A 6,264-nucleotide genomic window follows, 5' to 3' on the forward strand; every position below is an offset into this window, starting at 1 on the left:
GCGTACGACTGTGTGTCACCTTAGCCGATGAGCCCTGGCCGCAGGTGTCCGCCCCAACTCAGGCAGCAGCACCACGGGCCAACGAGCCGGTGCAGAGGCTCACGCTATCGACCATCTCGTCTTCGCAGCAAAAGCGTCTGCTGAGCTTGGTGCTGGTGGTCACCGTTATCTTCATCGTAGTCGGCATGGCGTCCACAGGTGAACCAGAGGCCCAGGCCTCCTTGATGCCGCCGGTGGTTCGGAAACAGGAACTGGCTTCGCCGTTTGAAGTGCGTCAACAGTTGCTGAAGATGCTCAGCGAGCGTGAGTTAAGTCCGCGCGTCAACTTGCAGGTGATCAATGGGCAAGTCGCGCTCAGTGGAGACGTTTCCCAGGATGATGTAGAGCTGGTCGCGCGCATGCTCAGCCGTTTTGGCGAGCAATTCGACAGCGCGGTGCCGGTGATCAGCCGCGTGCGCGCCCGCGATGGAAACTTGCCGTTCAAGATTGTGCAGATCGTGGGTGGGCCCAATGGCCACGTGGTCCTGGAGGAGGGCAGCCGACTTTTTGTCGGGGATGAATTGGACGGTCTGCGTCTGGTGTTGATCGACAACAGCAAGGTGGTTTTCGATGGCGTACAGCGTTACGAGGTGCGCTGGTGAACGCGGAGTTGCAAGCCCGTCTCGACGCCTGGCAGCAGCGCCAGGTCCAGTCGCTGGCTACCTTCGCGCCAGTGACGATGCGAGGGCGCATCCAGCGTGTAAATGGCATGTTGCTGCAGTGTCGACTGCCTCAGGCGCGCATCGGTGATTTGTGCCAAGTGGAGAAAAAGCCTGGTGACTACATGCTGGCCGAGATCATCGGTTTCGATCAGCAGGATGCGGTGCTCAGTGCGCTGGGCAATCTGGAAGGGGTGCGGGTTGGCGCAGGCGTGGAGCGCCTGGGGATCTCACATCGGGTGCAAGTCAGTGAGGCATTACTGGGCCAGGTGCTGGATGGTTTCGGGCGGCCGATCACCGGAGAGGGCCCCAGTGCGTTTGTCGTGGCCGACTTGCCGGATACCAGCGCGGTACTGTGTGAAGCACCGTTGCCTACCGAGCGGCCACGGATCAATCGCGCGCTGGCCACTGGGGTGCGCTCGATCGATGGATTGCTGACGCTGGGCGAGGGCCAGCGTGTGGGCCTGTTCGCCGGTGCGGGTTGTGGCAAGACCACCCTGTTGGCCGAAATCGCCCGTAACGTGGAGTGTGATGTCATCGTGTTTGGCCTGATCGGCGAGCGCGGCCGGGAGCTGCGCGAGTTTCTCGATCATGAGCTTGATGAGCAGCTGCGTGCCAAGGCGGTACTGGTGTGTGCCACGTCCGACCGTTCCAGTATGGAGCGGGCCCGCGCAGCCTTTACGGCGACTGCATTGGCAGAAGGATATCGACGCAAGGGGTTGCGCGTGTTGCTGCTGATCGACTCCCTGACGCGGTTTGCCAGGGCCCAGCGCGAAATTGGCCTGGCCGCTGGTGAACCTCTCGGTCGCGGTGGCCTGCCGCCTTCGGTGTACAGCCTGCTGCCGCGGCTGGTGGAGCGTGCCGGGTTGACCCGTGATGGGGTGATCACCGCGATCTATACCGTGCTGATCGAGCAGGACTCCATGAACGACCCGGTGGCTGATGAAGTCCGCTCGCTGCTCGACGGCCATATCGTGCTGTCCCGTAAGTTGGCCGAGCGTGGGCACTATCCCGCCGTGGATGTGTTGGCGAGCTTGTCGCGGATTCTGAGCAACGTTGCCGAACCTGCGGATATCCAGGCAGGTACGGCGTTACGACGTTTGCTATCGGCCTATCAGCAGATCGAGCTGATGCTCAAGCTGGGGGAATACCAGCCGGGGAGCGATGCCTTGACTGACCTTGCCGTGGACAGCCGCCAGGCTGTCGATGGTTTCTTGCGTCAGGACTTGCGCGAGCCTTCGCCGATGGCGGTGACGCTGGAGCAACTCAAGGAGCTGACCGCCTATGTCCCATTCTGATGAGCTGCTCGGTGAAGTCGAGACGCTACGGCGCCTGCGTCGGCACCGGGCAGACCGGGCCGAGCGAGCCTTGCGTGAGGCTAAGCGGGCCCAGCAGGCCCTGCTTGCGCATATCCAGCAGGCCCAGGATGCGCTGGAGCAAACGCGACAGGAGGAAGCCCTGCAAAGTGCTCAGTTGCTCAGCCAGCACCAGGGGCAGGTTTTGAACCTGCAAGCCCTTAAGTCTTGGGGGGCTCAGGAGCGCTCCTTGTCGGCCAACACCCGGCGAGGCATAGGGCAGTTGGAGACATTGCAGGGGCAGCGGGAAGAGAAGCAAGCCCACGTTGGCAGTGCCCAGAAACAGGTCACCAAATGCTTGCGGCAGGTGGAAAAACTTCAGGAGCTCTCTCTTTTACTGGCGCAGGAGCCGACATGACCCAGGTTTCAAATACCCCACCAGAACGTCCGCGCCTGCGTGAAGCACGCGAGGAACGAGAGTCGGGATCTTCACGCATTGTGCCTTTGGAGGAAGGGCGGCTATTTGCCCAATTATTTACCGATGATGATGGCGGCCTCGGTTCGGGTGCGGGGGCTTCCTTAGCCGCAACGAAGGCGTTGGGCGGCGCGGCCATGATCGACGCACTTGCCGAGCAACTGGCTCCGCGTATGCAGGTCGCTTCGCAGTGGCCACTTCAGGCAGTGCTGTACTTGCCCCGCCTGGGACGAATCAACGCCCGTGTGCGCCGTGAACAAGGGGCCTGGGATATTGAGCTGGAAGCAGAGCAGGACGCGACAGCGCGCTGGCTCAGCGGCGTGCGCCAACAATGTGAGAACCGATTCGCGCAAGCGCTGGGACAGCCGGTCAGCCTATCGCTGCCTGATGTCGGCTGCGCATGATTGTGCCAGTGCTGACACTGCCTCTGGTCAAGGGCGACACGGTTGCCGCGCGGCGTCGGCTGGGGCGTGGCCTGAGCCTGGCGTTTCAGGTAGCCGGGCAGGGCGGTCAGTTGCAGCTTGAACCTGGACGTGCCCCGGCAGGTGGCGAGGCGGTGTGCTTCGAAACCGTGTGTGGTGTGTTGGCGCTCGCCGAAGCAGGGCCGTTGCTCAGTCTGCTGGGGGAGTGCCCAGTGACGTTGGCCCAGTCTGGCAACGATCCGGATTCCTGGTTCTGGGCATTGTTCCAGCTTCACCTGAGCCCTCAGGTGAAGGCGCTGTTGGGCTATGTGCGATTACTGGAAACCGATCGTCCCAAGGCGTTTGGCTGCCGACTCAGTGTGACCCTGGGGAAAACCCGGGTCGAGGGGTATATGTGGCTGGCTCCCGAGACCTTTCTGGCGTTGTGCGATGCCGGGCCATGGCGTGTCACCGCCGGGCCGATGCCCGCATCGTTTCGGTTGGCGATTGCGCTGCCTCTTGGACGTTTGCAGTTGCCGGTCGCACAAGCACGCAGCCTTCGGGTCGGTGATGTGCTGGTGTTTGAGCAGGCATTTTTTCTAGCCCGAGGCAGCGGCTATGTACAGGTTGGCACACGGCGATTGCATGGGTGCATTGACGATGACAGCGGGCCGTTGTGCCTGACCCTTACTTCAATCGAGGACACGTCTGTGGACGAAGAATTCATAGCCCCCCACTACGTCGGGGAAGAGGACGATGAACCGGTAACGGACGTATTTGGCCACGAGCCGTTCGATGAGCTCAGTATGGCGCTGAGCGTACGCTGCGGCACCTTGAACCTTACCCTGGGTGAGTTGCGCAACCTTGCGCCCGGCGCAGTGCTGGGTATTGCTGGTTACGCGCCGGGAATGGCAGGCCTCTATTACGGCGACCGGCCCATCGGCCAGGGGCAGTTGGTGGAAATTGACGGGCGCCTGGGTTTGCAGTTGTCACGCGTGATGTTCGGCCGATGATATTTCAGGGGATAGATCCCCTCATCCTGGCTCTGTTCGTGGGCGCGTTGTCGTTGATGCCCATGTTATTGATCATCTGCACATCGTTCTTGAAGATTGTCATTGTGTTGATGATCACCCGCAACGCCATCGGTGTGCAGCAGGTGCCGCCGAGTATGGCTGTCAATGGCATCGCCTTGGCAGCCACGCTGTTTATCATGGCACCGGTCGGTTACGAAATCGCCGAGAGCATCAAGGCCTCGCCCGTGGACACGAGCAGCGTGAAGATGTTTTTGCAGACGGGGCGTGAGGCCATCCAACCGTTGTGTGCCTTCATGCTGCGTAACGTGGACCCGGATGTGCTGACGCACCTGCTGGAGAACACCGCGCGTTTGTGGCCAGCGAAAATGGCACAAGAGGTACAGCGCGAAGATCTGATCCTGCTGGTCCCGGCGTTCGTTCTGTCGCAACTGCAGGCGGGGTTCGAGATTGGTTTTCTGATCTACATTCCCTTCATTGTCATCGACCTCATTGTTTCTAACCTGCTGCTGGCGCTGGGCATGCAAATGGTTTCACCGATGACCATTTCACTGCCGCTCAAACTGCTGTTGTTCGTGATGGTGTCTGGTTGGTCACGCCTGCTCGACAGCTTGTTCCTCTCCTATCTCTGAGTGGCTTATGGAACCGATCGTGCTGTTCAAACAGGGCATGTTGCTGGTGGTGGTGCTGTCGGCGCCACCCTTGATCGTGGCGGTGGTGGTGGGTGTGATGACGTCGCTGGTACAGGCGCTGATGCAGATACAGGACCAGACACTGCCCTTTGGTATCAAGCTGGTGGCAGTGGGGGTTACGCTGATCATGACCGGGCGCTGGATTGGTGTGGAGTTGATTCAACTAATCAACCTGACCTTCGACATGATTGGCCGCTCGGCCCTGAACTGAGGTATCGCCTGTGCTGCTTTATCTCGAGTTCCTCCCCAGCCTGCTGATTGGCATGGCACGTATCTACCCCTGTGCCCTGCTGGTGGCAGCGTTCTGTTTCCAACATGTTCGCGGGAGGCTGCGGGGCACCATTGTGATAGTCATGGCCCTGTTGCCCGCACCGGGTATTCATGCGGCGTTGGAGGGGCGTGACTACTCGGCGCTGATACTGGTGGCGTTGGCGCTCAAAGAGGTTGCCTTGGGATTGTTGCTCGGGGTGTTGCTGTCGATGCCGTTCTGGTTGTTCGAGGCGGTGGGGGCATTGTTGGATAACCAACGTGGCGCCTTGGCTGGTGGCCAGCTCAATCCTTCGCTGGGGCCGGATGCCACGCCGATGGGGCACTTGTTCAAGCAATTGGCAATTTTTCTATTGATGACCAGTCTGGGGTTGGGCGCCTTGACCCAGGTGATCTGGGACAGCTACCTGATCTGGCCTCCCACCGTATGGTTTCCGCTGCCAGCGGCAAATGGAATGAGCCTGTTTATCGGCTTGCTCGGCGATGCCTTCACCCACATGTTGCTGTACGCCGCGCCCTTTATCGCGGTGTTGCTGTTGTTGGAGTTCGGTATCGCGTTACTGGGGGTCTACAGTCAGCAATTGCAAGTCAGCACGTTGGCACCACCGGTCAAGTGCCTGGCAGGTATCGGTATTCTGCTGCTCTACTTTGCGCTGCTGCAGGATCTGATCGTTGGGCGAATGGGCCTGCTGGGCGACCTGAAACACGTACTGGGACTTTTGATCAAGGTCGCAATCCCATGAGTGATTCCGGCGAAAAGAAGCACCCGGCTTCTGCAAAAAAACTGCGTGACCAACGCAAGAAAGGCCAGGTCGCCCAAAGCCAGGATGTGGCAAAGCTGTTGGCGCTGACTGCAATCAGTGAGATTGCCTTGTTCACCGCTGAGACCAGCCTGCAACGCTTCAAGCAGTTGATACTGTTGCCGATGTCACGCCTGACGCAGCCTTTTGCGCGAGCGTTGGAGGAGGTGCTGTTTGACGGGCTGGGGGTGTTTTTCTCATTCGCCCTGCTGATGGTCGGGGTGGCGATTACTACGAAGCTGATCAGCAGTTGGATGCAGTTCGGGCTGCTGTTTGCGCCGGAAGCCCTGAAGATGGATTTCAATCGCCTCAACCCCGTGAGCCAGGTCAAGCAGATGTTTTCTGCCCAGCAGTTGATGAACCTGTTGATGAGCGTGGCGAAAGCATTCCTTATCGGTTTGATTTTGTATGTGGTGATTCGGCCCTCATTGGGCACGCTGATCAACCTGGCCAACAGTGATCTGCAAAGTTACATCCTGGCGTTGATTGCACTGTTCCGTCACCTCCTGCATGTCTGTCTCGGCATGCTGCTGGTGTTGGCGCTCATCGACCTGATACTGGTGCGGCACTTTTTCGCCAAGCGCATGCGTATGACCCAAGTGGAG

General features: G+C 59.8%; 9 protein-coding genes. All 9 read left to right on the plus strand.

Features of this window, described 5'->3' with window-relative positions; translation table 11 throughout:
* Window positions 1–641, plus strand: a 641-nt coding sequence (locus tag ACRESD_RS23430) for an FHA domain-containing protein (RefSeq protein WP_431753080.1), incomplete at its 5' end; no start/stop codon positions are given.
* Window positions 638–1,996, plus strand: coding sequence for a FliI/YscN family ATPase (locus ACRESD_RS23435; RefSeq protein WP_431753081.1), 1,359 nt, complete (start codon window positions 638–640; stop codon window positions 1,994–1,996). The genes ACRESD_RS23430 and ACRESD_RS23435, both read left to right, overlap by 4 nt.
* On the plus strand, window positions 1,983–2,411 hold the full coding sequence (gene sctO, locus ACRESD_RS23440; RefSeq protein ID WP_431753082.1) for a type III secretion system stalk subunit SctO: 429 nt from the start codon (window positions 1,983–1,985) through the stop codon (window positions 2,409–2,411). Before ACRESD_RS23435 ends, sctO begins: the two co-directional genes overlap by 14 nt.
* Entirely contained in the window at window positions 2,408–2,872 is a 465-nt protein-coding gene (locus ACRESD_RS23445; protein ID WP_431753083.1) for a type III secretion system HrpP C-terminal domain-containing protein, read from the plus strand. Before sctO ends, ACRESD_RS23445 begins: the two co-directional genes overlap by 4 nt.
* Complete coding sequence (locus tag ACRESD_RS23450; protein ID WP_431753084.1) at window positions 2,869–3,882, plus strand: FliM/FliN family flagellar motor switch protein; 1,014 nt, start codon at window positions 2,869–2,871, stop codon at window positions 3,880–3,882. Before ACRESD_RS23445 ends, ACRESD_RS23450 begins: the two co-directional genes overlap by 4 nt.
* Window positions 3,879–4,532: a type III secretion system export apparatus subunit SctR gene (gene sctR, locus ACRESD_RS23455; protein WP_431753085.1), complete on the plus strand. Its 654-nt coding sequence runs from the start codon at window positions 3,879–3,881 to the stop codon at window positions 4,530–4,532. Before ACRESD_RS23450 ends, sctR begins: the two co-directional genes overlap by 4 nt.
* A 7-nt stretch (window positions 4,533–4,539) precedes the next feature.
* Window positions 4,540–4,803: a type III secretion system export apparatus subunit SctS gene (gene sctS, locus ACRESD_RS23460; protein ID WP_431753086.1), complete on the plus strand. Its 264-nt coding sequence runs from the start codon at window positions 4,540–4,542 to the stop codon at window positions 4,801–4,803.
* A 10-nt stretch (window positions 4,804–4,813) separates the two neighbouring features.
* Window positions 4,814–5,602, plus strand: a complete 789-nt coding sequence (gene sctT, locus ACRESD_RS23465; protein WP_431753087.1) for a type III secretion system export apparatus subunit SctT — start codon at window positions 4,814–4,816, stop codon at window positions 5,600–5,602.
* On the plus strand, window positions 5,599–6,264 hold a 666-nt coding region (locus tag ACRESD_RS23470), incomplete at its 3' end, for an EscU/YscU/HrcU family type III secretion system export apparatus switch protein (RefSeq protein WP_431753088.1). The genes sctT and ACRESD_RS23470, both read left to right, overlap by 4 nt.

Source organism: Pseudomonas sp., from assembly GCF_050739995.1.
GTDB lineage: Bacteria > Pseudomonadota > Gammaproteobacteria > Pseudomonadales > Pseudomonadaceae > Aquipseudomonas.

Bases quoted from the DNA above. Each gene is read 5' to 3' on its own strand.
- sctO (WP_431753082.1), top strand. From the start codon at position 1,983: ATGTCCCATTCTGATGAGCTGCTCGGTGAAGTCGAGACGCTACGGCGC.
- ACRESD_RS23445 (WP_431753083.1), top strand. From the start codon at position 2,408: ATGACCCAGGTTTCAAATACCCCACCAGAACGTCCGCGCCTGCGTGAA.
- ACRESD_RS23450 (WP_431753084.1), top strand. From the start codon at position 2,869: ATGATTGTGCCAGTGCTGACACTGCCTCTGGTCAAGGGCGACACGGTT.
- sctR (WP_431753085.1), top strand. From the start codon at position 3,879: ATGATATTTCAGGGGATAGATCCCCTCATCCTGGCTCTGTTCGTGGGC.
- sctS (WP_431753086.1), top strand. From the start codon at position 4,540: ATGGAACCGATCGTGCTGTTCAAACAGGGCATGTTGCTGGTGGTGGTG.